Source organism: Paraburkholderia pallida (assembly GCF_004524855.1).
Taxonomy (GTDB): domain Bacteria; phylum Pseudomonadota; class Gammaproteobacteria; order Burkholderiales; family Burkholderiaceae; genus Paraburkholderia; species Paraburkholderia oxyphila.
In genome coordinates, this window is the sequence record NZ_CP038150.1 from 926,522 (window position 1) to 953,464 (window position 26,943).

25 protein-coding genes and 1 pseudogene are annotated in these 26,943 nt (G+C 63.6%); 14 read left to right on the forward strand and 12 right to left on the reverse strand.

Going from position 1 to position 26,943, the window contains the following annotated elements; genetic code table 11:
• Window positions 1-16: 16 nt before the first annotated feature.
• Entirely contained in the window at window positions 17-631 is a 615-nt protein-coding gene (locus tag E1956_RS30655; protein ID WP_134756288.1) for a TetR/AcrR family transcriptional regulator, read from the reverse strand.
• A 202-nt stretch (window positions 632-833) separates the two neighbouring features.
• Between E1956_RS30655 and E1956_RS30660 the strand changes: the two genes are divergently transcribed.
• The 4 genes from E1956_RS30660 (at window position 834) to E1956_RS30675 (ending at window position 5,637) form a co-directional block, all read left to right on the forward strand.
• A complete protein-coding gene (locus E1956_RS30660; protein ID WP_197732969.1) occupies window positions 834-2,219 on the forward strand; it encodes an FAD-binding oxidoreductase in 1,386 nt (461 codons plus the stop codon).
• Window positions 2,220-2,238: 19 nt separating this feature from the next.
• The gene (locus E1956_RS30665) at window positions 2,239-3,102 is read left to right on the forward strand and encodes a fumarylacetoacetate hydrolase family protein (RefSeq protein WP_197732970.1); all 864 of its coding nucleotides are present in this window, start codon (window positions 2,239-2,241) and stop codon (window positions 3,100-3,102) included.
• Window positions 3,095-4,432: a spinster family MFS transporter gene (locus E1956_RS30670; protein WP_232072144.1), complete on the forward strand. Its 1,338-nt coding sequence runs from the start codon at window positions 3,095-3,097 to the stop codon at window positions 4,430-4,432. The genes E1956_RS30665 and E1956_RS30670 overlap by 8 nt, the downstream gene beginning before the upstream one ends.
• Before the next feature lie 92 nt (window positions 4,433-4,524).
• Window positions 4,525-5,637, forward strand: a complete 1,113-nt coding sequence (locus tag E1956_RS30675; protein WP_134756294.1) for a porin — start codon at window positions 4,525-4,527, stop codon at window positions 5,635-5,637.
• Window positions 5,638-5,772: 135 nt separating this feature from the next.
• Here the strand turns inward: E1956_RS30675 and E1956_RS30680 are convergent, their stop codons facing one another.
• The 5 genes from E1956_RS30680 to E1956_RS30700 form a co-directional block, all read right to left on the reverse strand.
• Window positions 5,773-7,200: a purine-cytosine permease family protein gene (locus E1956_RS30680; protein WP_134756296.1), complete on the reverse strand. Its 1,428-nt coding sequence runs from the start codon at window positions 7,198-7,200 to the stop codon at window positions 5,773-5,775.
• Window positions 7,201-7,295: 95 nt separating this feature from the next.
• Window positions 7,296-8,228 carry an electron transfer flavoprotein subunit alpha/FixB family protein gene (locus E1956_RS30685; RefSeq protein WP_134757905.1) on the reverse strand — a complete coding sequence of 311 codons (933 nt, stop codon included), beginning with the start codon at window positions 8,226-8,228 and terminating at the stop codon, window positions 7,296-7,298.
• Between the two features lie 31 nt (window positions 8,229-8,259).
• Window positions 8,260-9,009 carry an electron transfer flavoprotein subunit beta/FixA family protein gene (locus tag E1956_RS30690; RefSeq protein ID WP_134756298.1) on the reverse strand — a complete coding sequence of 250 codons (750 nt, stop codon included), beginning with the start codon at window positions 9,007-9,009 and terminating at the stop codon, window positions 8,260-8,262.
• Window positions 9,010-9,028: 19 nt separating this feature from the next.
• Window positions 9,029-10,168 carry an acyl-CoA dehydrogenase family protein gene (locus tag E1956_RS30695; RefSeq protein ID WP_134756320.1) on the reverse strand — a complete coding sequence of 380 codons (1,140 nt, stop codon included), beginning with the start codon at window positions 10,166-10,168 and terminating at the stop codon, window positions 9,029-9,031.
• Window positions 10,169-10,183: 15 nt separating this feature from the next.
• The gene (locus E1956_RS30700) at window positions 10,184-11,410 is read right to left on the reverse strand and encodes a CaiB/BaiF CoA transferase family protein (RefSeq protein WP_134756322.1); all 1,227 of its coding nucleotides are present in this window, start codon (window positions 11,408-11,410) and stop codon (window positions 10,184-10,186) included.
• Between the two features lie 108 nt (window positions 11,411-11,518).
• On the opposite strand from E1956_RS30700, the gene E1956_RS30705 reads away from it, so the two are divergent.
• Window positions 11,519-12,430 carry a LysR family transcriptional regulator gene (locus tag E1956_RS30705; protein WP_134756324.1) on the forward strand — a complete coding sequence of 304 codons (912 nt, stop codon included), beginning with the start codon at window positions 11,519-11,521 and terminating at the stop codon, window positions 12,428-12,430.
• Between the two features lie 27 nt (window positions 12,431-12,457).
• Here E1956_RS30705 and E1956_RS30710 read toward each other — a convergent pair whose 3' ends face one another.
• Window positions 12,458-13,366 carry a LysR family transcriptional regulator gene (locus tag E1956_RS30710; protein ID WP_134756326.1) on the reverse strand — a complete coding sequence of 303 codons (909 nt, stop codon included), beginning with the start codon at window positions 13,364-13,366 and terminating at the stop codon, window positions 12,458-12,460.
• Window positions 13,367-13,543: 177 nt separating this feature from the next.
• Between E1956_RS30710 and E1956_RS30715 the strand changes: the two genes are divergently transcribed.
• From E1956_RS30715 to E1956_RS30740, 6 genes are all read left to right on the forward strand, one after another.
• Window positions 13,544-14,326: a 5-oxoprolinase subunit PxpA gene (locus tag E1956_RS30715; RefSeq protein ID WP_134756328.1), complete on the forward strand. Its 783-nt coding sequence runs from the start codon at window positions 13,544-13,546 to the stop codon at window positions 14,324-14,326.
• A gap of 21 nt (window positions 14,327-14,347) precedes the next feature.
• A complete protein-coding gene (locus E1956_RS30720; protein ID WP_134757906.1) occupies window positions 14,348-14,590 on the forward strand; it encodes an acetyl-CoA carboxylase in 243 nt (80 codons plus the stop codon).
• Between the two features lie 4 nt (window positions 14,591-14,594).
• A complete protein-coding gene (locus tag E1956_RS30725) occupies window positions 14,595-16,061 on the forward strand; it encodes an acetyl-CoA carboxylase biotin carboxylase subunit (protein WP_134756330.1) in 1,467 nt (488 codons plus the stop codon).
• Entirely contained in the window at window positions 16,058-16,933 is an 876-nt protein-coding gene (locus tag E1956_RS30730; RefSeq protein ID WP_134756333.1) for a 5-oxoprolinase subunit B family protein, read from the forward strand. The genes E1956_RS30725 and E1956_RS30730 overlap by 4 nt, the downstream gene beginning before the upstream one ends.
• Window positions 16,923-17,918 carry a 5-oxoprolinase subunit C family protein gene (locus tag E1956_RS30735; RefSeq protein ID WP_134756335.1) on the forward strand — a complete coding sequence of 332 codons (996 nt, stop codon included), beginning with the start codon at window positions 16,923-16,925 and terminating at the stop codon, window positions 17,916-17,918. Before E1956_RS30730 ends, E1956_RS30735 begins: the two co-directional genes overlap by 11 nt.
• A gap of 115 nt (window positions 17,919-18,033) precedes the next feature.
• The gene (locus tag E1956_RS30740; RefSeq protein WP_134756337.1) at window positions 18,034-19,407 is read left to right on the forward strand and encodes a purine-cytosine permease family protein; all 1,374 of its coding nucleotides are present in this window, start codon (window positions 18,034-18,036) and stop codon (window positions 19,405-19,407) included.
• Window positions 19,408-19,486: 79 nt separating this feature from the next.
• On the opposite strand, the gene E1956_RS30745 is transcribed toward E1956_RS30740, so the two are convergent.
• Window positions 19,487-19,993 (reverse strand): hypothetical protein, encoded by a 507-nt coding sequence (locus E1956_RS30745; protein WP_134757907.1) that lies wholly within the window; start codon window positions 19,991-19,993, stop codon window positions 19,487-19,489.
• Between the two features lie 295 nt (window positions 19,994-20,288).
• On the opposite strand from E1956_RS30745, the gene E1956_RS30750 reads away from it, so the two are divergent.
• On the forward strand, window positions 20,289-21,188 hold the full coding sequence (locus tag E1956_RS30750) for a LysR family transcriptional regulator (RefSeq protein WP_134756339.1): 900 nt from the start codon (window positions 20,289-20,291) through the stop codon (window positions 21,186-21,188).
• Between the two features lie 85 nt (window positions 21,189-21,273).
• Here the strand turns inward: E1956_RS30750 and E1956_RS30755 are convergent, their stop codons facing one another.
• From E1956_RS30755 to E1956_RS30765, 3 genes are all read right to left on the reverse strand, one after another.
• The gene (locus E1956_RS30755) at window positions 21,274-22,044 is read right to left on the reverse strand and encodes an alpha/beta hydrolase (RefSeq protein ID WP_134756341.1); all 771 of its coding nucleotides are present in this window, start codon (window positions 22,042-22,044) and stop codon (window positions 21,274-21,276) included.
• Window positions 22,045-22,127: 83 nt separating this feature from the next.
• Window positions 22,128-22,697, reverse strand: coding sequence for a YbhB/YbcL family Raf kinase inhibitor-like protein (locus tag E1956_RS30760; protein WP_134756343.1), 570 nt, complete (start codon window positions 22,695-22,697; stop codon window positions 22,128-22,130).
• An 83-nt stretch (window positions 22,698-22,780) separates the two neighbouring features.
• Window positions 22,781-23,134: a BON domain-containing protein gene (locus tag E1956_RS30765; protein WP_134756344.1), complete on the reverse strand. Its 354-nt coding sequence runs from the start codon at window positions 23,132-23,134 to the stop codon at window positions 22,781-22,783.
• Window positions 23,135-23,389: 255 nt separating this feature from the next.
• Between E1956_RS30765 and E1956_RS30770 the strand changes: the two genes are divergently transcribed.
• Both E1956_RS30770 and E1956_RS30775 read left to right on the forward strand, forming a co-directional pair.
• Window positions 23,390-24,499, forward strand: coding sequence for a porin (locus E1956_RS30770; protein ID WP_134756346.1), 1,110 nt, complete (start codon window positions 23,390-23,392; stop codon window positions 24,497-24,499).
• 163 nt (window positions 24,500-24,662) lie between these two features.
• A complete protein-coding gene (locus E1956_RS30775) occupies window positions 24,663-25,445 on the forward strand; it encodes a GntR family transcriptional regulator (RefSeq protein WP_232072119.1) in 783 nt (260 codons plus the stop codon).
• 42 nt (window positions 25,446-25,487) lie between these two features.
• Here the strand turns inward: E1956_RS30775 and E1956_RS30780 are convergent.
• A pseudogene (locus tag E1956_RS30780) lies at window positions 25,488-26,920 on the reverse strand (MFS transporter).
• Between the last annotated feature and the right edge of the window lie 23 nt (window positions 26,921-26,943).

The window sequence follows — 26,943 nt, forward strand, 5'->3', positions numbered from 1 at the left end:
CTCGCACCCCGACGCTTCACCGTCCGGTCGCGACGCGCACCGCACGCTCCGGTGCAGCACCGATGCCTCGCAGGATCGACGCGATCAATTCGTCGATCGGATAGCCGTGGCCACCCAGCAGCGCGTTGCGGACGCAGATGGTCAATGGGCCTTGCACCAGATCGACCGCGACCTGCAACGACGCGAAGGTCGCGTCACCGCGCTCGCGCGTCGCCAACAGGTCCGCCTCGAGGTGCTGCCGGTTGCGCGTGCCAACCGGACCGAGCGGCAGCAGCCGCACCATCAGCCAGCCATACAAGGGCGAGTCGACTGCGCGCTGATACATGGTCCGTACGCGAATGGCGATGCGCTCGAGCGGATCATCGACCTCGCGTGTTGCCTCGAGAATCGCCGCTTCATAGCCATCGAAGAAATCGCGGCCCATGGCGAGCAGCAGCGCTTCCTTCGTATCGAAGTGGTTGTAGAACGTGCCTCGCGCAACTTGGGCCGCCGCGATGATGTGGTCGGTCGTGACAGCATCGAAGCCGTCCTTTGCGAATAACTCCGCCGCGGCGTCGATCAGCCGCTGCCGCGTGCGCTCGCGGCGCTGCTGCCCAATCTCGGATCTACGCTCCAGGTTAACTGTTGCCATGTCTCTTTGCTCGGTTATCCGATGCAGGTGCGTCGGGGACGCGCACGACCCTACCGCGGGCTCGCGCGCGACGGACTTCACGTAGTGAATACCCTGGCGACGATACCACAGATGTCATATTGACACTCAATTCAAATTGGATGACTATCCATTTTGAAAATTCCCAGTTCCTTCACCTGCCTATAACGACATGGAGACCCCCATGACTGATCTCGCATCGGTCCAGCAGGCCATACACGACCTCGGGGCAGCCGGCCTGAGCGTCCTGACCTCGCGCGGCGAGCGTGAGCAACGCGGCAAGGACCAGACCTTCCTCCCGGCGCATGCCTCCGACGCTGTCGTATTCGCGGAATCGACGGACGACGTCGTCAAGATCGTCAACATCTGCCGCACACATCGCTGCCCGATCACCCCCTTTGGCGCTGGCACGTCGTCGGAAGGCCATATCGCCGCGTTGCACGGCGGTATCTGTATCGATCTGACGCGCATGAATGCCGTGTTGCAGGTCAATGCCGACGATTTCGACTGCGTCGTGCAAGCCGGCATCACGCGCGAGTCGCTCAACAGATATCTGCGCGACACCGGGCTTTTCTTCCCGATCGACGCCTGCCCCGAGGCGAGCATCGGCGGCATGGTGTCGACGCGGGCGTCGGGCACCCATGCCGTGCGCTACGGCACGATGCGCGAGAACGTCATCAACGTGACGGCCGTGCTGATCGACGGGCGCGTGGTCAAGACCGCGAACCGCGCGCGCAAATCCGCCGCCGCCTACGACCTGACACGGCTGTTCGTCGGCTCGGCTGGGACGCTCGGCATCATCACCGAAGTCACGGTGCGGCTGCATCCGGTTCCTGACCATGTGGCCGCCGCGGTATGCGCGTTCCCGACCATCGGCGACGCGGCGCGCCTCGTGATCGAAGCGAGCCAGGCCGGGGTGTGCTTCGCCAAGGTCGAGTTCATGGACACGGTGCAGATCGCCTGGACCAATGCCTATTCGAAGACGAACCTGGCGCCGAAGCCGCACCTCTTCTTCGAATTCGACGGACCGCCGCAAGCGGTCAAGGAACACGCGGCGATCGTCGAGGAACTGGCGCGCGAGCATGGCGCTTCACCGCTTCAGTGGGCGATCGACGCCGCTGAGCGCGCGCATCTGTGGAGGGCCCGGCACGAAGCGATCTATGCATGCTTCGCCGGCAGACCCGGATGCCAGGCATGGGCGACCGACGTCACCGTGCCGATCTCCCGCCTCGCCGACTGCATCGAGGAAACGCAGCGCGATCTGCAGGAGCTGCCGTTCCCGGTGCCCATTCTCGGCCATGTCGGGGACGGCAATTTCCATCTCGCCTTCATGATCGACCCGGCGCGCCCCGAGGAGTATGAGATGGCGCACGACGTGTACGACCGCATGGTCCGGCGCGCGATCGCCATGGACGGCACATGCACGGGCGAGCACGGCGTGGGCTACTTCAAGAACCGCTACCTGGTGGAAGAGTTCGGCGAAGACACGCTCAGCATGATGCGCGACATCAAGCGAGCCCTCGACCCGATGAACCTGCTCAACCCCGGCAAGCTGTTCGACGCCATCTAATTCAGCGGAGATAAACGCATTGAAACTCGCTATGTTCAAGGAAAGTGGCCACGCGCGCATTGGCGTGGTGGAAGGCGACGACGTCGTCGACGTGACGGCCGGCACGAGCGGCCTGTCCACCGAGCTCGCGGACTGGCTGCCCGGTCTCGATACTTCGTGGAAAGTGCTCGCGCTGCTCGCCACACTCGACAAGCCGCGCTACGCGATCGCCGACGTCGAGCTACTGCCGCCGGTCGCGCGGCCACCGAAGTTTCTCGCCATTGGCGGGAATTACCGATCGCATCTTCGCGAAGTCGAGCACCTGGACATTCCGCTGAGCCCGCATCAGATCTGGTTCAACAAACAGACCTCCTGCGTGAGCGCACCGTATGCCGACCTCGTAATGCCGAAGGTGTCGAACGCCCTCGACTACGAGATCGAGCTCGCCGTGGTGATCGGCCGGCCGTGCAAGGACGCGAGCGCCGAAGAAGCCAGGCGGTACATCGCCGGCTACATGGTCTGCAATGACGGCAGCGTGCGCGACTGGCAGATGCGCACCTCGACGATGACGCTAGGCAAGTCGTTCGAGACGCATGGCCCGACCGGGCCCTGGCTCGTCACGGCCGATGAAATCGGCGACCCGCACACGTTGCGTCTGCGCACATGGGTCAACGACGAGCTGCGTCAGGATGCGTACACCTCGGAGATGATCCACGATGTCTACGCCCAGATAGCCGAGCTGAGCACGGTGATGACGCTGATGCCTGGCGACATACTCGCGACCGGCACGCCGGCAGGCGTCGGCGTCGTCAGGCAGCCGCCGCTGTATTTGAAGGTGGGCGACGTGGTGACGATGGAGATCGACCGGATCGGCACGATCCGTAACCGTGTGGTCGATGCATGAGCCGGCCCAAAAGCACGCTGTGAAACACCCCTCTGGAGGAGACATGAATACATCAATCGAACAAGCCGCCACGCAAGCGGCGCGCAAGGTCACCATGAGCCGCTACTGTCTCGTGCTGCTGACCGTCATCTATACGCTGAATATTTTCGATCGCACCATCGTCAGTGTCCTGCTCGATGCGATCAAGGCCGACCTCAAGCTCAGCGACATGCAGCTGGGTCTCATCGCGGGCCTCGGCTTCGCGATGATGTACGCATTGCTCGGTTTGCCCATGGGACGGCTCGCCGATCGCACCCGGCGCGGCGCGGTGATCGCGGGCGGCGTATTTCTCTGGAGCATCGCCACCCTGCTCGGCGGCTTCGCGCGCAGCGGCGCGCACCTGGTCGCGGCACGCGCGCTGGTCGGCGTGGGTGAGGCGGCCGGCACCGCGCCGTCCTATTCGATGCTGGCAGACTACTTCCCCAAGTCGCAGCGTGCCCGCGTGCTGAGCATCTTCAGCATGGGCCTGCCGATCGGTATCTTTTCCGGCGTGCTCGCGGGCGGCTGGCTCTCACAATGGTACGGGTGGCGCACGACGTTGTTTCTCGCCGGCGCGCCCGGTCTCATTGCGGCAGCGCTGATCATGTTCACCGTGCCTGAACCGGTTCCGGCCGAACCACGCGATACCGCGCAAAAGGCCGCTTCCCTGCGCGAGACGCTGCGTTTTCTCGGTGGACAGCGCTCGTATATTTTCTCGTTGCTTGGCAGCTTCTTCTGCGGCTTCACCCTCAACGCACTGTTCATCTGGATGCCATCCTTTCTCGGCCGAATTCATCACCTCCCGCGCGGCCAGATCGGCACGAGCCTCGCCATCGCGCTCGGCCTGATGGGACTGATCGGCGTCTATGCCGGCGGCGCCGTCGTCACGCGCTTCGGCAGCAGCGACGATCGCTGGAAGATGTGGCAACCGGCTGCGGCCTGTGCTTTGTCGTGCCCATTTTTATTAGTCATGCTAATGACTCCGTCTGTCACCGTCGCCCTCGTCGCACTGGCTGCCGGTTCGCTGCTCTGCCAATCGCTGCTCGGGCCGGTGTTCTCGGTCTACCAGTGCGTCGCCCGCCCGCGGATGCGTTCGTTCGCCACCGCTGTGCAGAACCTGGTGGGCACACTCGGTGGACTGGGCGTCGGCTCGCTGTTGATCGGCATGCTCAACGACCATCTTTCCGCCACCCACGGAACGGAAGCCATCCGCTATTCGCTTCTGCTGCCCGTCGCCTGCCTCGTTCCCGCCGCGCTCTGTTACTGGACGGCTTCCCGCTTCATCAACGAAGACGCCCGGCGCGCGGCTTGAGCAGATCACACCGCGCGGCGCCCCGTCGCGTTTTCACCAGACCCTCACCGCAATTCGATCGAATCCGTCAACCATTTATTTAATACTCCAAAATGAAAAAATCGCTTATCACCTTGTCCGCTCTGAGCATGATTTCGGCAGCCGCCCACGCACAGAGCTCCGTTACGCTATACGGCATCGTCGATGCCGACATGCTCTACACGAACAACGTGAACACAGCCAGCGGCGGCAAGTCGCAATGGCAGTTGGTCAGCGGCAACGCGAACGCGGACCGCTGGGGCCTGCTGGGCTCGGAGGACCTTGGCGGCGGATACAAGGCGCTCTTCAGGCTCGAGAATGGCTTCAACATCAACAACGGTGCGCTCGGCCAGGGGGGCCGCGAGTTCGGCCGTCAGGCCTACGTTGGCCTTGGCAGCACGCGCTTCGGCACGGTGACGATGGGCCGCCAGTACAACCCCATGCAGGATTTCATGGGGCCGCTCACCGCCGAAGCCGCGCAGACGCAACTCGCCGCCCACCCGTACGACAACGATAGCCTCAACAATACGTACCGCCTCGACAACACCGTAAAGTACGCGACACCGATCATCTCCGGCTTCCAGGCCGAAGCGCTGTACGGCTTCTCGAATTCGACGAATTTCGCCAGCAATCGCGCGTATGGCTTCGGTGCGAGTTACCAGACGGGGTCGATCAGCCTGGGGGCCGGCTACACGCGTGTGCAAGCCCCGGGTGCCGTGGGTGGCACGGCCATTGCGACGCCGTCGAGCGCGCCTTCCAATCCCCTCCTCGGAGCCTTGCGCGTGGATCAATGGGGCGTAGGCGGCACCTACGCCCTCGGGTCGGCTATCGTGGGCCTCATGTACACGGGCTCGCTGTTCACCCATTCGACGATGGCGTTCACGGCCCCGAGCGGCACGGTGCACTTCCAGAACGTCGAAGGCAGCTTCCGCTATTACATCACGCCGGCGCTCGTGGCCACACTGGCTCAGACATACACGAGTGTGAGTCAGACCGGCAACTCGGGGCACATCCTGCAAACCAGCGCGGGTGCGGACTACTTCCTCTCGAAACGAACCGACGTTTATCTGAATGCGGTGTATCAACACGGCACCGACGGTCTGAAAGGGAACATCAACGGGACCAGCGGGGCGGCCTCGAGCGGGTCGCAGGTGGCCGTGGACATCGGCATCCGCCAGAGGTTCTAGGCGGGTCGGCCGGCGCGTCCTGTCTGGACATCGGGTCAGGCAGGACGCACACAAGACGCTCTACATCATCGAATCGTCGTCCGGCTCGGTTCTCACCGCGCGCATGCCGGTGGCCGGCAAGATTCATCCGCCCTTTCACGCGTCGCCGAGCGTATCGGGCAGGATGAGCTGATCCGGCACACGAGACTGCACGAAACGCGTGGCCGCGTAGTACAGCACGCCCGGCACGACGATGCCGACGATCCACGAAATATCGACGCCTCCCAGCGCATCGACCCAGCGCCCCGTATAAAAGCCGGTGGCGACGAACGGCATTTGCACCAGCACGCCGACCACATAGACGGCGATGCCGACGGGATTCCAGCGTCCGTAGCGGCCATTCGCATCGAAAAGCGCGGGCACGTCGTAACGCTCGCGCGTCACCCAGTAGTAGTCGACGAGGTTGATCGCGCTCCACGGCGTGAAGAACACCAGCAGGAACAACAGGAAGGACGAGAACGCCTTCAGGAACGAATGCTGTCCAGCGAGTGCGAGCGCACTCGATACGCCCACCGAGAGGATCACGAAGGCGAGGCGTGCGCCGCGCGAAAGTTCGCGGCGCTGCCCCAGGCCGGTCACGATCGTCGCCACCGACATCACGCTGCCGTAGGCATTGAGCGTCGTGATGGTGAGCTTGCCGAGCGCGATCGTGAAGTAGAGGATCGCGGCGATGCCCCCCGTCGCGCCGAGGCCGACGATGAACGCCACTTCGTGCCCGGCGAAGTGATCGCCGGCGAGCGCGGCGGCGAGCACGCCAAATGTCATCGACACCTGCGCGCCGATGACCGTTCCGCTGAAGACGGCGAAAAACGTCTTCAATGCAGAGGTGGATTTCGGCAGATAGCGCGAGTAGTCGGCAACGTAAGGACCGTAAGCGATCTGCCACGATGCCGAAAGGGAAACGGCGAGCAGGAACGACGCGACCGTGAAGTGCCGGTTCGTGATCAGCGTGCTCCACGCATGGCCGTTCAACAAGCTCGCAAAGAGGTACAGGAAGGCCAGCGTACCGACGATGCTCGACACGCGCCCCATGGCGTGAATGATCCGATAACCGAGTCCCGTGAGCAGGATCACGATGGCCGCAAAAATCAGGATTGCCAGGGTATTGCTCACGCCCAGCAATTCGCCGATCGCCTGACCGGCGAGCACCGTGCCGCCTGCGGAGAAGCCCACGTACATCACGCAAACCAGTGCGAGCGGAATGATCGCACCGTAAACGCCGAACTGCACGCGGCTCGAAATCATCTGCGGCAGGCCGAGTTGCGGGCCTTGTGCGCCGTGCAGCGCCATCACGGCGCCGCCGAGAATCTGTCCGACGAGGAGCCCGACCAGCGACCAGAACACGTCGCCGCCCAGCACGACGGCGAGCGCGCCCACCACAACGGCCGTGATCTGGAGATTCGCGCCGAACCAGAGCGTGAACTGGCTGAACAGATTGCCGTGACGCTCGGCGGCGGGGATGTAGTCGATTGAACGCCGCTCGACCAGCACGGTTCTTGCACTACTTGATGCGGTACGGTCCATTCTTGTCTCCTCAGCGAAAGGGAACTACTTGGGGTCGTGCCCGCGCGCCGCGCTTGCCGGGTAGCGCGCGCGGCGTCGAGCCAACCCGTCAGGGCTCAGATGTGCGCGGCAAGCTCCGGCACGATGTCGTTCAGGTCGCCGACGACGCCATAGTCGGCGACACCGAAGATCGGGGCTTCTTCGTCCTTGTTGATCGCGACGATTACTTTGGAGTCCTTCATGCCAGCCAGATGCTGAATCGCGCCCGAGATGCCGACGGCCATGTACAGTTGCGGCGCAACGATCTTGCCCGTCTGGCCGACCTGATAGTCGTTCGGCACGAAGCCCGCATCGACCGCTGCGCGCGATGCGCCCAGCGCGGCGTTCAGCTTGTCGGCCAATGGCTCCAGCATTCGCGTGTAGTTCTCGCCGTTGCCGAGCCCCCGGCCACCCGAGACGATGATCTTCGCCGACGTCAGCTCCGGCCGGTCCAGCTTCATCACTTCACGGCTCACGAAACGCGAGAGACCGCTGTCCGCTGCCGCTTCGATCGTTTCGACCGATGCGCTGCCGCCCTCCATGGCCACCGCATCGAACGCGGTCGACCGCACCGTGATGACCTTGATCCGGTCACTCGATTGCACCGTCGCGATCACGTTACCCGCATAGATCGGGCGCTCAAATGTGTCGGCGCCAACCACCGCGGTGATGTCGCCAATCTGCGCGACGTCCAGCTTTGCCGCGATGCGCGGCGCGATGTTCTTGCCGTAGGCCGTGGCCGGCGCGAGGATGTGCGAGTAGTCCTGCGCGATGCCCAGCACCGTTGCCTGAACGTTCTCTGCAAGACCTGCGTCGAGTTGCGGCGCGTCGGCCAGCAGGACTTTGGAGACACCCGCAATCTTCGCTGCGGCATTAGCCGCTGCTTGCGCGTTGTGGCCCGCGACCAGCACATGAACATCGCCGCCAATCTGCTGAGCCGCCGCGATCGTGTTCAGCGTCGCGGCCTTGATTGAGGTACTGTCGTGCTCGGCGATAACAAGATTCACCAGATTCGTCATTTCATCGGTCTCCGCGTGGTGCTCAAAGCACCTTGGCTTCGGTTTTCAACTTCTCCACCAGCGTTTTCACGTCCGGCACCTTCACGCCCGCGCTGCGCTTTGGCGGCTCGCTGACTTTCAGCGTTTTCAGGCGCGGCGTCACGTCGACGCCCAGCGCTTCGGGCTTCACGATTTCGAGCGGCTTCTTCTTCGCCTTCATGATGTTCGGCAGCGTCACATATCGCGGCTCGTTCAGGCGCAGATCGGTCGTGACCACGGCCGGCAAGGTCAGGGACAGCGTTTCCATGCCGCCATCCACTTCACGCGAAACCGTGGCGTTGCCGCCCGCAACCACGACCTTCGAGGCGAAGGTCGCTTGCGGCAATCCGGCTAGCGCGGCAAGCATCTGACCGGTCTGGTTCGAATCGTCGTCGATCGCCTGCTTGCCGAGCATGACCAGCGAAGGCTGCTCCCGGTCCACTATCGCCTTCAGCAGCTTCGCCACGGCCAGCGGCTGCAACGCTTCATCCGTCCCGATCAGGATCGCGCGGTCCGCGCCGATCGCGAGCGCCGTGCGCAAGGTTTCCTGCGATTGCTCGACGCCGCAAGAGACCGCCACCACCTCGGCAATCGCACCTGCTTCCTTCAATCTCACGGCTTCTTCAACCGCGATCTCGTCAAATGGATTTATCGACATCTTCACGTTCGAAATATCGACGCCCGTGCCATCCGACTTCACACCGACTTTGACATTGGCATCGACGACGCGCTTGACCGCTACCAGCACTTTCACGTTCTCTCTCCTTGCTTCGTTACGCCAGAACCGATCGCGCGATCACCGTGCGCTGAATCTCCGACGACCCTTCATAGATGCGCAGGATTCGCGCGTCGCGCACCAGCCGCTCGATCCGCAGCTCGCGGGTGAAGCCGTAGCCGCCGTGCATCTGCAGCGCGGCATCGGTGACGAACCCGACCATCTCCGACGCATAGAGCTTGGCGATCGAAGCGGCGTCCGTGAACGGCTCGCCTGCCGCACGCCGCGCGGCCGCCTGCAAGGTCAGGAGCCATGCCGCCTCGAGTTGCGTTTTCATGTCGGCGAATTTCCATTGCAAGCCCTGCCTGGCCGCGAGCGGCTCATTGCCGACCTGGCGCGTCTTCGCCCATTCCACCGCATCGGCCAGCGCGGCTTCGGCCAGACCGAGACTCGTCGCCGCCACGTCGAGGCGGCTGTTGTCGAGCACTTTCATGGCCGTGCGAAAACCCGTGCCCTCTTCGCCCAGGCGGTTCTCAGCGGGCACGAAGCAGTCGAGCGCGACTTCATGCGCCGGCGCGCCGCGAATCCCCATCAGCATTTCGGCGGACGACACCGACACACCGGGCGTATCGCGGTCCACCACGAAGGCGCTGATGCCGCGCGTCCCGAGTTCGGGCGCGGTCTTCGCATAGACCACGATGAATTGCGCAGCCGCCGCGTTCGAGATGAAATGCTTCACGCCACGCAGCCGATAGCCGTCGCCTTCGCGCACTGCCTGGGTCGTCATTCCCGCCGGGTTCGAGCCGGCTTGCGGTTCCGTTAGCGCGAATGCGCCGAGTTTCGCGCCGGCTGCCGCGTCAGGCAGATAGCGCGATCGCAGCGCGTCGTCGCCGCCGATCAGGATCGAATCGGTCGCGAGATAGTGGGCGCCGATCATCGACGAAGTCGACGCGCACGCGGCCGCAATCTCGGCCAGCGCAAGAATGATGGCGGCAGGCGACGCGCCGATGCCCCCCCAACGCTCCGGCAGATTCATGCCCATCACACCCAGCTCCGCGAGCGCCGGAAGATAGCGTGTCGTGGAAATTTCCTCGCGGTCGGTTTGTGCCGCGTGCGGGGCCAGCTCCGCTTGCGCGTAGCGCCGGATGGCTTCCGCGATCTCGACATCGGCGTCGGTAACACCCATTCGTTTAAGCATGCTTCGTCTCCTCAATCAGTGTGTTTCGCGTGGCGCGGCTTCGTGCTCGCCCAGCACGCCGCCCGCACGCAGCTCGGCGATGCGCGCGACATCCAGCCCGGCGAGTTTTTGCAGCACGCTCTGCGTATGTTCGCCAAGCGCGGGCGCACGCGTGGTTCGCGTGGCGGGCCACGCCGAGAACCGAACCGGCTGCCTTGGCAGGCGCACGGTGCTGCCGTCTGCGGCAGGCGTTTCGACCAGCAGGCCACGCTCGCGCGCCTGCTCGCTCTCCAGCGCTTCGCCGATGTTCCGGATCGGCGCGACCGGAATTCCCGCGTCGCTCAAGCGCGTATTGACTTCTGAAACGCTAAGCATGACTGACCATGATTCGATGCGGGCGCGCAACGCGGCTTCATGCTCGCTGCGCGTCGCGTCGTCGGTAAAGCGCGGGTCGTCGACGAGTTCGGGCTGGCCGATTGTCTGCGCGAAGCGCTCGAACAGGCGGTTGTTGAGCACGGCTAGCACGAAATGGCCGTCCTTCGCCCGAAACGCCCCGAATGGCGCCGACGACGCATGCCGGTTGCCCACGCGCCGCGGCGCGACGCCACTCGTGGCATAGCGCGCGACCAGACCCGCGGTGAGGCTGAGCGTGGCGTCGAACATCGCCACGTCCACGTGCGTACCCTTGCCGGTGCGCTCGCGCGCGAGCAGCGCGGCCAGCACGCCCCACGAGGCGAAAAGGCCGCTGACCGCGTCCGAGATCGAATCGCCCACCAGCGTCGGCGCGCCATCGGGCGATCCCGTTGCATCCATGAGACCGCACATGGCTTGCAGGATGATGTCGTACGCGGGCCGATGCGATTCGGGGCCGGTCTGGCCGAAACCCGACACGCTCGCGTAGACGAGCTCCGGATGCTGCGCGGAGAGTTGCGCGTAGCCGATGCCAAGACGCTCGGCAACGCCTGGCCGGAAGTTCTCCACGACCACATCCGCCTGCGCGCAGAGCGCCTGCGCGAGCGCACGGCCTTCGTCGCGCTTCAGGTCGATCACGACGCTTTGCTTGTTGCGGTTCATCGCATTGAACAGTCCGCTTTCGCCTGCGGAAAACGGGCCGATTGCGCGATAGTCGTCGCCGCTGGGCGGTTCGATCTTGACTACCTCGGCGCCCAGGTCGCCGAGCAGCGCGGAGCACAGCGGCCCCGCGAGCACACGGGAAAAGTCGATCACACGAATGCCGTCGAGCGGCAGCGCGGGCAGTGTCACAGCGTTGTCCTCCAGAACAGCCAGCCCATTCGACTGGTGGACTGATTCTGGGCCGCTCAGCCAATAAGATAAAATACTGGAATAAATTAACTGTTATACGAAAATCCTATGGCTTTGTCGCTCAGGCTGCTGCGCTACTTCGTCACCGCGGCCGAAACGGGCAGCACGACCACCGCCGCGAAACAGCTCAACGTCTCGCAGCCTTCGATCTCCGTGGCCGTTCGCGAACTGGAAGCGCTATTCGACGCGCCGCTTTTCACGCGCGGCGCCGGCACGCGTATGACGCTCACGCAGTTCGGCCAGCGCAAGCTGAATGAGGCGCGCCACCTGCTCGCCTCGGCCTCCGCGTTCGCAACCGACGATGTCGGCGAAGGCGATGGCGGCCTCGTGCAGATCGGCATCTTTCACACGATCGCGCCCGTCTATTTGCCACGCGTGCTCAAGCTCGCGCAGACGCGCTTTCCCGGTCTCACCGTCCAGTTCCGCGAAGGCGATCTCGCGCAACTCGAAGCATGGCTGCGCAAGCGTCAGATCGATCTCGCCCTCATGTATGACGTCGGCCTGCCCGGCGATATCGAGCGCGAATGCCTCGCCGAACTCAAGCCCTATGCGCTCGTGCCCAGCGACTCGCCGCTCGCGAAGCGGCGACGCGCCGTCTCGCTGCACGAACTCGCCGCGCAGCCTTTTATCCAGATCGATCTGCCGCAGAGCCGCGACTTTCTGATGGCGCCGTTCTGGCAGCATGGCCTCTCGCCCGACGTGCGCTATCGGGCGGCCTCCATCGAACTCGTGCGTGCGATGGTAGCGAACGGGCTAGGCGTGTCGTTGCTGATCACGCAGAGTTCGACGGCGGCGCAGACCGCGCTCGTTGTCGAGCGGCCAATCCGTGAGGCCACCGTGATCCAGCCGCTCGTCATTGCGCGCCCGGCTCGCGTGCCGCATTCGCGCGCTTCGGAGTTGCTGACCGCGTGCGTGCGCGACGCCGTGGCCGAAGCGATGCGTGAGCGCGTGGGTAAGTGACGGGAATGTAGACGACGCGGCAGAGCGTCATCCGCTAGTCCGCGGCTCCATGAACGTATGGCGGAAATACTCGCGCACCGCGTGCATCGCGGGGCTCAGCTCCTTGTTCTTGTGCCACGCGAGGCCCACGCTCATCGCGGGCACCGGGTCAACGAGCATGATCGTTTCGATGCGCCGGCCTTCAAGAGACCACGGCCGGTAGACCATATCGGACAGAATCGCGACGCCGGAGCCATTGGCAACCATGCTGCGCACCGCTTCGACCGACGAGGTCCGCAGGATCACGTTAGGCTGCCAGGGTGTGTCGTTCCAGTAGCGCATCGCGGTTTGCGCGGCTTCGTCCACCGTCAACATGACGAACGGCTCCTGCGCGACTTCGGCGAAGGTCACGCGCTCGCGTTTGAGCAGCGGGTGATGCGCGCCGACCCATAGCCGCCGCACGGAATGAATCACAGGCTCCAGCGCGAGCTCGGGGTTCGAGACGTTCGACGTGAGCAGGACTGCCATGTCGTACTGTCCGCTGAGCAAACCTTCTTCGATCGCGTCCCGGTTCAACTCGTGCAATTGAATCGTGAGGCGTGGATACAGCGCATTCAGCCGCTGGATGTGATGCGGGAGGAAATACCCCAGCACGGTGTAGCTCGCCGCAATGGCGAGTGTGCCGGTAAGCGTGCTTTCCAGGTTGGGAATCCGCATCGCCTCGTCCACCGACGCGAGAATGGTGTAGGCGTGATTGAGGAACCGGCGCCCCGTGTCGGTCAGCGTGACGCCCGAGGCGGCACGCACGAAGAGCTGCGTGCCGAGGCTATCCTCCAGTTCCCGGATTGCGCTTGTCACCGCCGACTGCGAAATGGTCAGATGAATAGCGGCTTGTGAGAGCTGCCCGAGTTCGGCGGTCGCCACGAAGTACTTGAGCTGCCTGAGAGTCAGTGCCATTTCGATGAAGAACGGACGAGTGCAGCCCGTAGCGTACCGGGCAATATCGAAAAAATCGATATCAAGGCATATAAAAATAGAACTTTTTTGTTCACCCCCCTCCGTATAACCTCCGTTTCAACACTGGCTTGCGTGTGTTTTCAGACACGCAACCGCGCGAACCTGGAGGGGAACGGTATGAAGAAGCAGTGCGTGGACCTGAATTCCGATATGGGAGAAGGGTTCGGTCCGTGGCGGATCGGAGATGGCGTCGACGAGCAGATCATGCCGCTCATCAGTTCGGCCAATATTGCCACCGGATTTCATGCCGGCGATCCGAACATCATGGCGCGGACCGTTCAAGTTGCGAGGGAGGCCGGCGTTGGGATCGGTGCACATCCGGGTTTTCGCGATCTCGTCGGATTCGGCCGCCGCAACATCGCCGAAACGCCTCAGGCGCTGGTCAACGACATCCTCTATCAACTCGGCGCACTGCGTGAGTTCGCGCGACTGCACGGCATCAGGCTGCAGCACGTGAAGCCGCACGGCGCGCTCTATATGCACGCCGCGCGCGACGAAACGTTCTCGAGGCTGCTCGTCGAAACGCTGCAACAGATCGATCCCAACCTGCTGCTCTTCTGCATGGAGTCGTCCGCGACCTGCCGTATCGCGCGCGAGGTCGGGCAGCCGGTCGTGCGGGAGTTCTACGCCGATCGCGACTACGACCGCAGCGGCTCGATCGTATTCACCCGCCGCGTGGGTCGTCTCGATCCCGAACAGGTCGCCGAGAAGGTGCTGCGAGCGTGCGTCGATGGAAAGGTACGGACCGTCGATGGCGACGACATCGAGATCGGCTTCGACTCCGTCTGCATCCACAGCGACACGCCCGGCGCACTGGAGCTCGTGCAGCAGACGCGCGCTCGCCTCGTTCGGGAAGGGATACGCATTGCCGGGCCGCAGGCATCGACGACAAAGAACTGAATCCATTCAAGGAGAGACATGATGGCACTACACGATATCGTCAGCCCCCTGCCGGGCACGTTCTACCGGCGTCCCTCGCCCGAGGCGGAGTTTTATGTCGGCATCGACTCTGCCGTTCAGATCGGCGCAATCATCGGCCTCGTCGAAGTGATGAAGCAATTCACCGAAATCGAGGCCAGCGTGTCGGGCCGCGTGACGGAGCTCCTCGTCGAGGATGGGGAACCCGTGGATGCAGGCCAGGTGCTGCTGCGTATCGAGGAGTGAAGCGATGAACGTGGAAAATTCAGCAGCGGCGTTCTACCGCCCGGCGCGCATTCGAACCGTGCTCGTCGCGAATCGCGGCGAAATCGCGGTGCGCGTGATTCGCGCGGCGCAGGAGCTCGGCATGCGCGCCGCGGTGGTGGTGAGCGACGCGGACCGCGACAGCCTGGCCGCCCGCATGGCGGACGAAGTCGTGCATATCGGTTCGTCGCACGCGGTGAAGAGCTATTTGAATCCCGCGGCCGTTCTCGCGGCCGCACGGCAATGCGGTGCGGACGCGGTTCATCCCGGCTATGGCTTCCTGTCCGAAAACGCGGATTTCGCGGCACAGGTGGAAGCGGCGGGCTTGATTTTCGTCGGGCCCACGTCGCAGGTGATTGCGACGATGGGCGACAAGGCGCGGGCCCGCGAGACGGCGCAGCGCGCCGACGTGCCCACTGTGCCGGGCAGCACCGGCATCGTGAGTTCGCTCGACGAAGCAAGGGAGGTTGCCGCGCGCATCGGCTACCCAATCATGATCAAGGCGGCCGCGGGCGGTGGCGGACGCGGCATTCGCGTTGCGCACGATGCCGCCCAGCTCGACACCGAACTCCCGCTGGCCCAGCGTGAAGCCCAGGCGGCGTTCGGCGATGGCGGCGTCTATCTCGAGCGCTTCATCGCACGCGCACGGCACATCGAGGTCCAGGTCCTGGGCGACGGCAACGACGTCGTCCACCTGTTCGAGCGCGAGTGCTCCCTGCAGCGGCGACGTCAAAAGATTCTGGAAGAAGCGCCCTCGCCGTCGCTCACGCCGAAGCTGCGTGCAGAGCTGTGCGCGTCGGCCGCGCGCCTGGCGAGGCAAGTTGGGTATCGCAGCGCCGGCACGCTGGAGTATCTCTTCGACGAAACGCGTGGCGAGTTTTACTTCATCGAAATGAACACGCGCATTCAGGTCGAGCACCCCGTTACCGAGGCGATCACCGGCGTCGATCTCGTGCGCGAAATGCTGCGCATTGCTGATGGCGAGCCGTTGCGCTTCAGCCAGAGCGACATCGTGCTGCGCGGCGCGGCGCTCGAATGCCGCATCAACGCGGAAGATCCGATGCAGGATTTCCGCCCGAATCCGGGGCGCGTAGGCGAACTGGTCTGGCCGACAGGCCCCGGTGTGCGGGTCGATTCGCTGCTGTACCCCGGCTACGTCGTGCCGCCGTTCTACGATTCGCTGCTCGCCAAGCTGATCGTGCACGACGAAAGCCGCGCGGCGGGCATCGAACGCCTCGCACGCGCGCTGAAGGAGTTGCATATTGGCGGCCTGAAGACCACCGCGCCGCTGCACCGCGCGCTCGTTGCCGACGACGACGTGCGCGCGGGCCGCTATCACACTAATTATCTCGAGACCTGGATGACGGCGTGGCGCGCAAGCAGCGAAGCCGCATCGACCGCGGCGCGCGGGCACGCGGTGGCGGGTTTGGCGAACGCTCGGGAGGCATCGTGAGCATACGTTATACCTTTGGCGGCGACGAATTCATCTTCGCCGAGATCAGCGAGGAGATGTCGCTCGACGCGTTCTTCAAGGGCACGGCGATCACGCGCGAACTCCAGCGGCGCAACGTGGCTGGGGTGACGGAGATCTGCCCGGCGAACGCATCGTACCAGGTGCGCTATGACCCGGACGTCATCGCCCCGGACGCGCTCGTTGCGTTACTCCGGAGCATCGAGGCCGAAGCGGGCGAAACGGCGCTCAACATCGACACGCGCATTGTCGAAGTCCCGGTGCTCTACAACGATCCCTGGACGCACGAGACGCTCATGCGTTTTCGCGAGCGTCACCAGGACCCCTCTTCGACGGACCTCGAGTACGCGGCGCGCATCAACGGCAAGCGTGACGTCGACGAATTCATTGCAGCCCATGCGGGCTCGCCGTGGTTCGTTTCGATGGTGGGGTTTGTCGCCGGGTTGCCGTTCATGTACCAGATGGTCGAGCGCGGCCGCCAGCTTCAGGTGCCCAAGTACCTGCGGCCACGCACCGACACGCCGAAATTGACGGTCGGCCATGGCGGGTGTTTCGGCTGCATCTATTCGGTGCGTGGCGCGGGTGGGTACCAGATGTTCGGCGTGACGCCCGCGCCGATTTTCGACCCCGCGCAGCGGCTCGACTATTTGCGCGATTTCATGGTGTTTTTCCAGCCCGGCGACATCGTGAAGTTCAAACCCATCGACCGTGCAACCTACGACGAGGCCGTCGCCGCCGTCGAAGCGGGCACCTTCTCGCTACGCGTACGGCCCGTGAAATTCTCGCTCGATGACTTCCTTCGCAATCCAGACGAATATAATCGTTCCCTCGTCGAGGTGCTGTATGCCAACTGATACGCTCAATCTGATCGAGGTCCTGAAGCCGGGACTGGCCACCTCGGTGCAGGACACGGGACGTCAGGGCTACTACCACGTCGGCATTCCGCCTTCTGGATCGCTCGACCAATATTCGTCCCGTGCGGCAAACCTGCTCGTGGGCAATGCCGAAGACGCGGCCGTGCTCGAATTCACGCTGCTGGGCCCCGAGTTGCTATTCCACTCGGATGCGCTTATCGCACTGACCGGTGCCGAAATGACGCCGAAAATCGACGGCGTCGGCTATTCATGCAATACGGCGCTGCGCATTCGCGCCGGGAGCAAATTGACGTTCGACTATGTGAAGCGTGGCGCACGCGCGTATCTGGCGATCGCTGGCGGGATCGACGTGCCGGCGGTGCTGGGAAGCCGGTCGACCTACACGCTCGGCGCGATTGGCGGCTTCGGGGGGCGTCGGCTGCAAAAGGGAGACCGCATCGCGACGGGCGCGCCCCGCGCAAAGCCGCGTGAGGGTGTCGAACTGCCGGCGGCCTTGTGTGCAAAGCTCGACACGACGGTCGAACTGCGCGTGCTGACGGGCCTTTATCACTACCGCCTCACCAGCGAGTCGGCGCAAACGTTCTTCGAGGACGAATGGACCGTCGCGCCCGAAGCGGACCGCATCGGCTATAGATACAAGAACGGGCGTCCGTTGCACTTCAAGGATCGCGAACAACCTTTCGGTGCGGGCGCGGATCCGTCGAATATCGTCGATGCCTGCTATCCGATCGGCTCGATTCAGGTGCCGGCCGGGCTGGAGCCGATCATACTGCATCGCGATGCGGTGTCGGGCGGCGGATACGCCACGATCGGCACGGTGATCAGCGCGGATATGGATCTCATCGGGCAGATGCAGCCCAACCATCGCGCACGCTTCGTGAGCGTCACGATGAACGAGGCACTCGCGGCACGCCGCGAATATCAGCATCGCCTCGCCCTGCTGCGTGAAGCCCTGACGTACTAGCCCCCCTCTTTCTTCGCAACATTGGCTGCCCGTAACGGCGTCGAGGCAGCCCCGCGGCCATATTGCGCCGCGGCTCGGACGCCGTTAGCCAAACGCAGACTCGAGGAGCACGATCATGGCCAATCTGGCTCAGGAAAGCACGGAGGCAGACGTCGATCTTTCGACAGCCGCCATCCCCGATAGCGCGCGAATGCCTCCCTTTGCGCTGACGATGGCGTGGTGGGCGGTATGCAGCGCGGTGTTCTACATCGTGGTCGGCGCGACGCTTGCGCTGAACTATGGTGCGCGCAACGCGTTGATCGGCATGGCGCTATCGGTCGTTTCCTATGGTGCCGTCAACACGATCATCAGCCGATACGCCATACGCACGGGTTTATCCGTAGCGCTCTTCTCGCGTGTGCTGTTTGGCAGCGCGGGCGCTGCGCTCGCCACGCTGATCTTCTTCGCGACAGCGATTTACTACGCGGTGTTCGAGGGCTCGGTCATCGCGGTCGCGGCCAATCATCTGTTTCCCGCGCTCGCGTACAAGTGGGCCGCGCTGATCGTGGTTTGCTATAGCGTGCCGCTCGTATTCGGCAGCGTGCAGCACTGGCTGGACAAGTTCAACGGCGTGCTGCTGCCTTTCTATCTGCTGGGACTGCTGGCCGCCGTGGGACTCGCGACCTGGGAATATGGCTACAACGCATCGTGGCTGGATTTCGGCCCCAAGGGCGCGGTACCGGCCGACGGCTGGTGGCACTGCTTCGTCTATTACATGGGCGTGTGGGTGCTGATGATGTTCACGTTCGACTATGCCCGCTTCGGGCGCAAGGAAAACGCGCGATATCACGGCCGGTACAATTTCGGCATGCCGTTCTATCTCGTCACGTTCCTGGTCAACGGCGCAGCGGGCATTTACCTCGTCAGCACGATCCCCGGACTCGGTACGTTATCCGAAGTTTCTGTCGTGCTCGCATTGCTCAAGTTGATGGGCATCTGGGGGCTGATGTTCGTCTGGGTCACGCAGTCACGCATCAATACGGCGAACTACTATCTCGCGACCATCAACATGCAGGCGTTCTTTCAGAAGGTCGCGGGGCTGCGCGCGCCAAAGTTTGTCTGGGCACTGGTGGTCGGTGCTGTCGTCTACGCGCTGATGATGGCCGACATCTTCTCGAAGATCCTGCTGGCGCTCGCCTGGCAGGGGATCTTCGTTGTCGCGTGGGTGGGCGTCGCGCTTGCGCACATCATGTCGGCGCGCTATGTCGAGCTGATTGGCAACGATATCGAATGCCGCGATACCCACGTGCCGCAGTTCAATCCAGGCGGCTTGATGGCCTGGTTCGCCGGTGCATTCGTGGGGCTCGCGCTGAACAATGCCTCGGGTTTTCTCGCTTCGCTTTCCGCTCCGGCCACCCTCGTCATTTCATGGCTCGTTTATAGCGGCCTGCTGGCCAGTGCGAAGCGGACATGGTTCGTGCGGAACAACATCAGCGGATCGATCGAGTGACGGCTGGCCTCATGCCGGGCCGGCATGCCGTGACGACCTGAACGGCCGGGCTCCGGTGCAAACCGGAGCCGCCGGCCGGTCAATTTTGGTGTAGTGAACGGGTTCGGCACGAACGCAGCCACAAGAACTGCAACATCGATCCCAACACAAAAATACCTAGCCACGCGGCGAGTGAGCTGCGCACGATTGGGGATTCAGGGCCATTCGCGAGCGGATGACCCGCCGGCAGGCGTGTCAGCGTTTCGTTGATCCCTGGGACCAACAGCAGAAAGAAGCTGAGCGTGAATGCGAACTGGGTCAGGGACAGCCGCGCACGCCCCAAGACTTCGATTCGCGGGATGAATACGCCGCCCAAGGTTGCGAGCAACGCCACGATGCCGAGTGCGTGGCCAACATTGAAGCCGCCGGTGCTGGACAAACCAAACGATGTGAGCACCGATGCTACCATCCCTGCCAGGTAAATCCTGGCGGACCGGGTAGTGCTATCGATCTTTTGATATCGGGCGAAGCTATAGAGACCTGCGGCGACCGTCAGCAAACTGATAACGGTGTGAGCCGCGCCCAAAGAGGAAATGGGATGAGGCATAGGACGATAACTCCTTCTGAAGGTGGGGCGCCGGTCTGCAGCGGACTGGCTCGCGGCTAGCTGGCGAACACCAGCACATTCGACAAAATCTTCGGTCATCCCGTCTCCGGGTGATCGAGGAATGTCGTCGTAGCGCAGAGACGCAGGCCGGTCCGCGTCAGGAAGTGATCATAGGCAGGGGGACATGACCGCGCGGCTCTTTGGAACGAAAAGTACATTCCGCACAGCGATCGACGGCGAACATTGAACTCAAGTTGCTGTTTAATATGATGCACGGTGACCAGACAAGAACGCCATGGACAAGATTTCCGCAATGAAGGTGTACGTGAAGGTAGTCGAAGCGACAAGCTTCACCGGGGCCGCCGAAGTCCTGCATACATCAACCACTCACGTGACCCGTATGGTTCAGGCGCTTGAGCAGGACCTCGGCGTGAAACTGCTTAACCGCACCACTCGTCGAAGCAGGCCGACCGATGCGGGCCTTCGCTACTACGAGCGGTGCGTCGCGCTTCTTCGGGATCTGGACGAAATGGATGCCGATGTTCAGGCTTCCAGGGGAAGCCAGAGCGGAATAGTCCGCGTCAGCATGCCAGCGCTAATCGCGAAGTCGAGCGTTATTCCGGAGCTACCGAAATTCTTCGCCAGCCATCCAGATATTCGACTGGACATCAGCATTGCCGATCAGCACCCCGATCTGCTTGAAGAAGGACTGGACTGCGCGCTACGTGTGGGACCCGTGAGCGAGCCTGGACTGGTCGCGAAAACGGTGGGGTCTTACAAAACGCTCACGTTCGCATCGCCCGACTATATCCTGCAACATGGCGAGCCCGTCACGCTGGAGGACCTCAGCGATCACATCGGCGTCAGCTATGTCACGAAGTCGGGCCGCATCCGAAGTTGGGAGTTTCTCGAGGGCAATGTGGTCCGTTCAGTTTCGCTGAAGAGCACGGTCCTGGTGAACGACCAGGATACGTATGTGGCATGCGGACTTGCGGGTATCGGTTTAATACAGGGAAGCACCTTGATACTCGACGCTCATGTGCGAGCCGGCCGATTGCGCAAAGTTCTGAGAGACTATCCATTGAGTCCCCGCAGTCTGTCCGTCGTGTATTTGCCGAATCGGAGCAAGCCGAAGCGAGTAGACATTTTTATCGACTGGTTGGCCAGTTTGTATTCGGTTCAGCTGTCCGACTGAAGCGGGCTCGCGCGAGCCGCCCGATGTCCTGTAAACGAAAATCGGCTCCGCAATGGAGCCGGTCATGCGGGCGCAGCGCGTTTCGTCAGTCCTTGCCGGACTGCCTCGCGGCCTGCTCAATCAGCTTCGCCACTTCGGCCGGATGCGACATATAAGCCACGTGGCTCGAATCGATCTCAACCGTCTTGCTGCCTGCGCGCTGGGTCATGAAGCGCTCCAGATCGGGATTGATCGCGCGGTCCGCCGTCGCCACGACCGCCCAGCTCGGCTTCGTCCGCCACGCGGCATGTGTGATTGGCACACCGAATGATTGCGCGGCGGGCGTCACCTGCGAGATGGCCATGAAGCGCGTCTCGGCCGCGGGCAAGTCGGCGGCGAAATCCTCATGGAAATTGGCCTGATCGATATACAGGTGGCCGTCGGCGGTCGCCTTGATGGCCTTGGTGGCGGGCGGCATCTTCTTGGTCAGCTCGAGCGGGCTTTCTCCCGTGTCCGGCTGGAACGCGGCCACGTAGACGAGCCCCGCGACCTTGTCGTCGTTGCCGGCCTCGGTCACCACTGCGCCGCCGTAGCTGTGGCCGACGAGGATGCTCGGGCCGTCCTGTGCATCGATCACGCGGGTGGTGGCCTGCACGTCGTCGCCGAACGAGGTTTCCGGCTCCTGCACGACGGCGACCTTGTAGCCGTCGTGCGCGAGGATCTTCGACACGGCCTGCCAGCCCGAGCCGTCGGCGAAATAGCCGTGTACGAGAACGATGTTCTTCACGGGCGCAGCGATGGCCGCGTGTGTCCCGAGAGCGGCGACAAAAAAGGCGACTGCTGCTGCGGCACGGCTTATCTGCGAGGGTTTCTTCATTTTCATGCTCCTCAGGGTGGGTAGTGCGAAAGCATCGTCCTGTGTCTGCGGCGCTTCGGGCCGAGGCGGTCGACGGCCACGGCTCAGGTCCGCTCAAAATAACCGCACAGGCGGCCGCGCGCGATGATCTTCCCGTCGAGCGCCGGCACCATCTCCTCGCGCTTCGCACCGGGCCGAATGCCGGAGGGCTGAGCCAGCGCGTAGAGTTGAAACAGGTAACGATGCGGACCATGCGCCACCAACGCGCGCGGACCGCTATAGCCAGGCTTGCGGAATGTGGAGAGCCCGTAGGTGATGCCAGGCGCGCCCCCTTCCGCCGACAGCGCCCCTTCGCCCAGGCCGCCGGGGACGGGCTGCGGGATCGACGCGATCAAATGGACGAATGGGCGGCGCAGAGGCGCATCGGGGTCTTCCATCACCATGACCAGCTCGGCCGCATGAGCGGGAACGCCGCTCCATGAAAAGGCCGGCGACACGTTATCCCCCACGCCTTTGCCAGCAAATCTGCGGGGCATCGGCATGCCGTCCTCGAACGCCGGGCTCGCCAGCCGAAGCGTGGCTTCACCGGGAGACGGCGGCAACTCATTCCATAGAAGATGTCGATCACCTGCGCGGCGACCGCGCAATAGCTTGCCAATGATGCGGGAGATCATTATTCGTCACTCGCGACAGCGTCCGAACCTGTCCGGCACGGGGGCGTGCCGTCCCAAACGATAAAACCGGCCTCAATGCCTGCTCAGCCGTCGATACTGCGCACCCGCAGGTCGTTTTTCACCGACGTAACGCCTTCAACACCGTTCGCTACCCGGCCAGCCAGATCGACCTGCTGGGCATCCGGCACGGCCCCTTGAAGCGTCACGACGCCGCCGCGCGCACGAACCGTGACATTGGTGATGTCGAGACCTTTGGCCTTCGCGAGTACGCGGCGCACCTTCTTTTGCAGCGCGCGGTCGGCTGCCTTGACGGTCTTCGCACTGGCCGGGGCTTCCGGTACCTGCGCAGCGACGGTCCCGTCCTGCGCGAACGCGCCCAGCATTGCCGACAACAGCAAAAAGGTGCAGGCGATCTTCGCAACGGCAAATGGCTTCATTGATACCTCCTTGCATACGATGTTGTCATGTCATTATATCAACTAAATCCTGTTTGCCAACACCGTCTTCAGCATTGCCAGGGGCTTCGGGCAGCCTCCGCGTAAACCCCGCTGATCACGTCATGTTGTCATGGTAATAATACAACTGAAGACGGGGTCGCGCGGTGTCGCTGGGTGGGGCTCGCTGTTCAGCCAGCGACTTCCGGATCGATTCATCCTTTCAGATTAATTCGTATAACTAATCAGGAGGCAGGAATGAGAATCCGTGTGGTGAAGTCCAGCTTGAAGACGATTGCAACAGCGCTGATGCTGGCTTCGGCCAACGCAAGCTGGGCGCAGAGCAGCGTCACGTTGTATGGAACGGTCGATGGCGGATTGCTGTATCTGAACAAAACCGGGAGCGAGGCCAATCAGCGCAACAACGGCAGCCTCTTCGGCTTTACCAGCAGCGGGCTGTCGCCCAGCATATTCGGGCTGCTGGGACACGAGGACCTGGGCGGCGGCTACAAGGCCAACTTCAATCTCGTGAGCGGGATCAGCATCGCCAATGGCGGATTCGACAACACGAACGGCAACCTCTTCGGCCGCCAGGCGTGGGTGTCGATATCCAGCCCGTACGGCGAGGCCGCGTTCGGCCTGCAATACTCGCCCTTCGAGGTCGCCCTGTTCGAATCCGACCCGCGCAGCTTCTCCCAATTCGGCAGCTCGATCGTCGTCTATGCGGACAATGTGGGCACCGGCACGTTCGTCTCGAATGCCATTACCTGGTCCAGTCCGACGGTTGCCGGATTCACAGCCCGGGCGCTGGTCGCGCTCGGTGGCGTGGCCGGCGATTTCCGCGCGGGCTTTCAGTATTCCGGCAGCCTCAAGTATCAGTTCGGCGGACTCATGCTGAACGCCGCCATCCTGGACGAATCGCAAAGCGACGACAAGGCGCTGAACCTTTCCGCCTTCACGATGCCGGTCGTAGCGAAGACGTTCGGCGCGGCGTACAACTTCTCCAGCGTCACCGTGAAGGCATCGTTCACGACTTACGACGCCCCGCGTCTGCTCGTGGGCGGCGCGCGCTTTGGCGGCGCCAACCATGTCTACAACGCGGGGCTGATCTGGCACGCGCTCCCGCAACTCGATGTCGACGCCGGCGCCTGGTACATTCGTGACCCGCACGAATCCGCCAATCACGCGATCACGTCCACGCTGGGAACGACCTACTACCTCTCCAAAAACACCAGCCTCTACGCCCAGTTCGGCGTAACCGACAATCACGGCAACGAAAGCATCGGACTCACGGTCGAAAACGGCGGCCTCGTTGGCGCCAAGGGAACCACGGTGGGCTTGAACACCGGCATCAAGCATACGTTCTGAGGCGCGCGAGAGCGGCCGTCCCGGTGGCAGACGTTTTCTTGTAATATCTACATGACGCCTGCGCCGGTGTGCGGCGCGCCCCAGACCAACCCCCGCTCCTTTCCCGATGCCCACTACCGACCAGGCCCTCCCTCGTGCACGCGGCACGCCCCTCCATCGGCAGATGTTTCTCGTCTTGCGCGAGCGGATCATTGCTGGCGAGTATCCGGCCGGCAGCCTGATCCCCAAGGAAGAAGACCTCTGCACGATGTTCGGTGTCTCGCGCATCACCGTGCGCCGCACGCTGGCCGACCTCGAAGCCCAAGGCTTCGTGCAGCGCCGCCAGGGGCTGGGAACTTTCGTGCCCGCGGATCTGCCGGTGCCGCGCCAGGCCGCCACGCTCGGTTATGTGGACGCCCTGCACAAGACGGCGCTGGAAACCCGCGTCGAAGTCATCGGCGTCAAGCTCGAAGCCGTCCCCGCCCTCGTCGCCGCGCAATTGCAGCTCGAGCCGCAGGCGCAGGCCATCCACGCAGTCCGTCTGCGCAAAAGCGGCAACACGGTGTTGATGGTGTCCGACGCGTGGGTGCCCGAGCGCTACAGCAAGTGGATCACGGCAGCCAGCCTGAAGAAGCAGGCGCTCTACGAGATTCTGATGAGCCAGGGTGTGGCCTTCGGCCGGGTGATCCAGGAAGTCACGGCCGTCTCCGCCACGCCCATGCTGGCACAGTGGCTCGACGTGGAGGTCGGCATGCCGCTCATGCGCGTCACGCGGATCGTCTACGACACCGACCAGACGCCGGTCCAGCATCTGACGATTACCGTCTCGCCCGAGCGCAGCCGCATCGTGACCGACATGGCGGCCGACGCCATGAATACGCTGCGCACCGGGCAGATCGTGCACGATGTCGCGCATGGGAATGCCAAGCCGGCTGCCAGCGGCAGCCGGCGGCGCGGCGCGGGCTGAGCACGGGCGCAGCGCGTCGCCGGCAGCGTCCGCGCACGGCCGCTAGGGCGCGAGCGACTCGAGCGAGCGACCCTTCGTGGCGGGACCGAGCAGTGCGATCACGCAGGCGTCGATGATCATGCACGATGCGATCAGCCACAACGCCGCGGCGACGCCGCCGTGGCCCAGCGCCCAGGCCACCAGAAAGCCGCTGAAGACGCCCGAGAGCCGGCTCCACGAGTAGACGAAGCGACGGCGCGCGCCCGGATGCGCGTGGGGTAGAGCTCGGACTGATAGGCGTGGAATCCATACGAAAGCGTCGTGGCGCCCAGCGTGACACACGCGCCCGCAAGCACGATCATGAGCGGTTCGCGCGCCTGCGCAAAGCATAGCCCCGCGCCCGCGACGAACAGTGACGAGACGACGATCTGCCATTTGCGCTCGAAGCGGTCCCCGTATGCCATCGCGAGCAGCGGCCCAAGCGGCATCACAAGCGTCATGCCGAGCGTGTAGCCCAGGCTCGCTGCCACCTCCATGCCGCGATGGATCAGGAACGTCGGCACCCAGTTCGAAAATCCGTACAGCCCCACGGTCTGGAAAAGATGGAACACGCACAGCATCAAGGTTCTGGACCGATAAGCAGGACTGAATATTTCCCGGAACCGCCCTGCTTCAACGCGTTCGCCCTCCTGCGCCTCCGGTTCCGGCAACGCGCCGCCCGCTTCGCGCGCCACGCGCGCCTCGAACGCGGCCAGAACGGCCTCGGCCTCCTCGTGGCGGCCATGCGCGGCGAGCCAGCGAGGACTCTCGGGCAAACGCCGGCGGATGACCCAGATAAACAACGCACCGACCGAACCGGACAGCACGACCCAGCGCCAGCCGTCGAGGCCGAACGGTGCGCGCGGCACGAGCTGCCAAGAAAGGCCGGCGATCACAGGCACCGCGAGATAGGTAATGAGCTGATTCAGCGCGAAGGCGCGGCCGCGAATCCGTCTGGGCACGATCTCGCCCAGATAGCTGTCGATCGTCACCAGCTCTACGCCAAGGCCGATCCCGACCATCAACCGCCAGAAGTTCAGCCCGGCAGCGCCATGCTGAAACGCCATGATCGCCGCCGACACGGTGTACCACAGCAGCGCGAACGTGAACACCGCGCGCCGCCCCAGCCGGTCCGCCACCGTACCGAACAGCAAGGTGCCGATGAGCAGCCCGGCGAATGCCGCGGCGATGAAACTGGCGAGTCCGTCGAAGCTGAAGAAACCGCTCGTCGTCGCGCGCAGCACACCCGAGCGGATGATGCCCGGCGCGATATAGGCAGTCGAGAACAGTTCGTAGAACTCAAAAAATCCGCCCGTTGAAAGCAGCACCACGGTCCACCAGACCGAACGCGTGGCAGGCAGTCGGTCCAGCCGCGCGCCGATGCGGCCCGTCGTTTCCTGCACGGCGGCAAGGTCCAGCACGGCGGCGTCTCGCAACGCGCCCGATGTCGAAGCCATCGTCTCCTCCAGTCTTTTATCGT

Coding starts and splice junctions, on each gene's coding strand:
- E1956_RS30655 (WP_134756288.1), bottom strand. CDS start 631: ATGGCAACAGTTAACCTGGAGCGTAGATCCGAGATTGGGCAGCAGCGC.
- E1956_RS30660 (WP_197732969.1), top strand. CDS start 834: ATGACTGATCTCGCATCGGTCCAGCAGGCCATACACGACCTCGGGGCA.
- E1956_RS30670 (WP_232072144.1), top strand. CDS start 3,095: ATGCATGAGCCGGCCCAAAAGCACGCTGTGAAACACCCCTCTGGAGGA.
- E1956_RS30675 (WP_134756294.1), top strand. CDS start 4,525: ATGAAAAAATCGCTTATCACCTTGTCCGCTCTGAGCATGATTTCGGCA.
- E1956_RS30680 (WP_134756296.1), bottom strand. CDS start 7,200: ATGGACCGTACCGCATCAAGTAGTGCAAGAACCGTGCTGGTCGAGCGG.
- E1956_RS30695 (WP_134756320.1), bottom strand. CDS start 10,168: ATGCTTAAACGAATGGGTGTTACCGACGCCGATGTCGAGATCGCGGAA.
- E1956_RS30705 (WP_134756324.1), top strand. CDS start 11,519: ATGGCTTTGTCGCTCAGGCTGCTGCGCTACTTCGTCACCGCGGCCGAA.
- E1956_RS30710 (WP_134756326.1), bottom strand. CDS start 13,366: ATGGCACTGACTCTCAGGCAGCTCAAGTACTTCGTGGCGACCGCCGAA.
- E1956_RS30715 (WP_134756328.1), top strand. CDS start 13,544: ATGAAGAAGCAGTGCGTGGACCTGAATTCCGATATGGGAGAAGGGTTC.
- E1956_RS30720 (WP_134757906.1), top strand. CDS start 14,348: ATGGCACTACACGATATCGTCAGCCCCCTGCCGGGCACGTTCTACCGG.
- E1956_RS30725 (WP_134756330.1), top strand. CDS start 14,595: ATGAACGTGGAAAATTCAGCAGCGGCGTTCTACCGCCCGGCGCGCATT.
- E1956_RS30735 (WP_134756335.1), top strand. CDS start 16,923: ATGCCAACTGATACGCTCAATCTGATCGAGGTCCTGAAGCCGGGACTG.
- E1956_RS30740 (WP_134756337.1), top strand. CDS start 18,034: ATGGCCAATCTGGCTCAGGAAAGCACGGAGGCAGACGTCGATCTTTCG.
- E1956_RS30745 (WP_134757907.1), bottom strand. CDS start 19,993: ATGCCTCATCCCATTTCCTCTTTGGGCGCGGCTCACACCGTTATCAGT.
- E1956_RS30750 (WP_134756339.1), top strand. CDS start 20,289: ATGGACAAGATTTCCGCAATGAAGGTGTACGTGAAGGTAGTCGAAGCG.
- E1956_RS30755 (WP_134756341.1), bottom strand. CDS start 22,044: ATGAAGAAACCCTCGCAGATAAGCCGTGCCGCAGCAGCAGTCGCCTTT.
- E1956_RS30760 (WP_134756343.1), bottom strand. CDS start 22,697: ATGATCTCCCGCATCATTGGCAAGCTATTGCGCGGTCGCCGCGCAGGT.
- E1956_RS30765 (WP_134756344.1), bottom strand. CDS start 23,134: ATGAAGCCATTTGCCGTTGCGAAGATCGCCTGCACCTTTTTGCTGTTG.
- E1956_RS30770 (WP_134756346.1), top strand. CDS start 23,390: ATGAGAATCCGTGTGGTGAAGTCCAGCTTGAAGACGATTGCAACAGCG.
- E1956_RS30775 (WP_232072119.1), top strand. CDS start 24,663: ATGTTTCTCGTCTTGCGCGAGCGGATCATTGCTGGCGAGTATCCGGCC.